3 protein-coding genes are annotated in these 1,670 nt (G+C 71.0%); all 3 read right to left on the bottom strand.

Annotation, left to right across the window (positions count from 1 at the left end; translation table 11 throughout):
• Nucleotides 1-7: 7 nt before the first annotated feature.
• Nucleotides 8-466, bottom strand: coding sequence for a phage holin family protein (locus QN345_RS18755; protein WP_322136922.1), 459 nt, complete (start codon nucleotides 464-466; stop codon nucleotides 8-10).
• Nucleotides 463-858, bottom strand: coding sequence for a YtxH domain-containing protein (locus QN345_RS18750; protein WP_323509074.1), 396 nt, complete (start codon nucleotides 856-858; stop codon nucleotides 463-465). Before QN345_RS18750 ends, QN345_RS18755 begins: the two co-directional genes overlap by 4 nt.
• 95 nt (nucleotides 859-953) lie before the next feature.
• A partial coding sequence (locus QN345_RS18745; RefSeq protein WP_323509073.1) for a protoporphyrinogen/coproporphyrinogen oxidase occupies nucleotides 954-1,670 on the bottom strand: 717 nt, incomplete at its 5' end.

The raw sequence follows: 1,670 nt of genomic DNA, 5'->3' as shown, positions 1-1,670 counted from the left end.
GTCCTGTTCAGTGCTCATAGTCTCCGACTCCCTTGATCGCGTCTGCGTCCCGGCGGATGCTTGCCGCGAGGCCGTCCGGGTCGGCGCGCGTACCGGCCTTCACCCGGTTGACGCCGATCAGCACGAGGATCGCGGCAATGAGGAGCAGGGCGACCGCGACGATGAGCGTCGCGAGCCAGAGCGGCAGCACGAGCGCGAGGGCGATCACGGCGAGCGCGACGAAGACGATGACCGCGAGGAATGCGAACACGCCGGCCACGACGAAGAGGCCGATGCCGACGCCGATGTTCTTCGCCTTGCCCGCCATCTCGGATTTGAAGGCCTCGATCTCGGCGTGGATGAGCGCGGCGATCTGCCCGGGCAGCTCGGAGACGAGGGTGATCAGGGTCTTGCGCGGGCGCGGGCCGAACCCTGCTGCGCGGGCGCTGTCGGTCTGGGTTCCGGTCGCGGCCGGCGATCCGGTCACAGTGAGGGTGCTTCCGATGTGGGCGCGCCCGGGTCGGGGGTGCCGTGGTCAGGGGTCGCCGTAGGGGTGGCCGACGGTGCTGACGCTGCCGGGCGTTTCGTGGGCCAGGACGTGCCGTACCGGGGGCCTGGGCCCGCGGCATCCGTGGCCTTCGCGGTCTTGTCCGTGAGGGTTCCGACGAGCTTCTTGCCGGCGTTGATGAGCGCGGCAGGCACGTCGCCGACCCGCTCGAGGGCGAAGTCGCGGACCTCGGTCACGCGGCGCTGCACGGGGTCGGCGTTCCAGATGCTCTCGGCAGAGGCCACGATCTGGTCGTAGCGCTTACGTCCGGCACGGGAGCCCAGGACGTAACCGACGAGTCCACCGGTGATAAAAAGAAGCTTTCCCCGCATCTGTCACTCCATTCTTCGTCGTTCACGTACGTCTCAGAGTATCCCGCCTGCGGAAACGGTGGAGGGCAAACTGCCGGACTACTGGGGAGAACGGCTCAGAGAACCAGCGCATCGCGACGGGTCCGGCCGGCGGTCGCGAGGGCATCGGGGATGACGGAGGCGAGCCCGGTTCCGGAGAGCCAGGCCCCGGTGACCTCGAGCCCTTCGAGGGCCGCGACGGCCCGACGCACCTGGTCGACGCGGTCGCGGGCGCCGACGGTCGCCGGCGAGAGGGCGTCGCCCCACCGGGTGCGGTCGAAGCCGAGCACCTGGTCCGCGGAGAGCGGGGTACCGAGGATGGCGGAGGCATCCGCGAGGGCGAGGGAGAGGAGTTCGTCGTCGGTGAGGCGGGCGCTCGGGCTCTTCTGCCCCGCGCGGCCGTAGGACAACCGGAGCACGTGCACGCCGGGACCCGCGGTCTCGGCGACCCAGTCCCATTTCGCGGTGACGTGGGTCAGTGCCTTTGCGGTGATGCCGGGTGCGCCGGCGGCGACGAGGGCCCCGGTGCCGCGCGGATGCGCGTCGAGCTCAGGGGCGGCGAGCACGAGGGTGGCGAGTTCGATCGGGGTCGGTTTCGGCCAGTGCAGGGCGCCGAGCGCCTTCTGCTGAGGTCCGAGCGGCGCGATGAGGGCGAGGGCCTGGGCGCCGGGCGTCGCGAGGATGACGAACCGCGCCGACAGGGTCTCCGGCAGGGTCTCTGGCAGGTCACGATCGCGCCCCGGCCGGAAGCCTCCGAAAAGTCCGGTGCCCCCGAAAGCCCCGAGAGCCCCGAT

The sequence above is a fragment of the Cryobacterium sp. 10I1 genome (assembly GCF_035019805.1).
In the GTDB taxonomy this organism is placed as follows: domain Bacteria; phylum Actinomycetota; class Actinomycetes; order Actinomycetales; family Microbacteriaceae; genus Cryobacterium; species Cryobacterium glucosi.
This window is presented reverse-complemented; position numbering and strand designations above follow the sequence as displayed.

Coding starts and splice junctions, on each gene's coding strand:
- QN345_RS18750 (WP_323509074.1), bottom strand. CDS start 858: ATGCGGGGAAAGCTTCTTTTTATCACCGGTGGACTCGTCGGTTACGTC.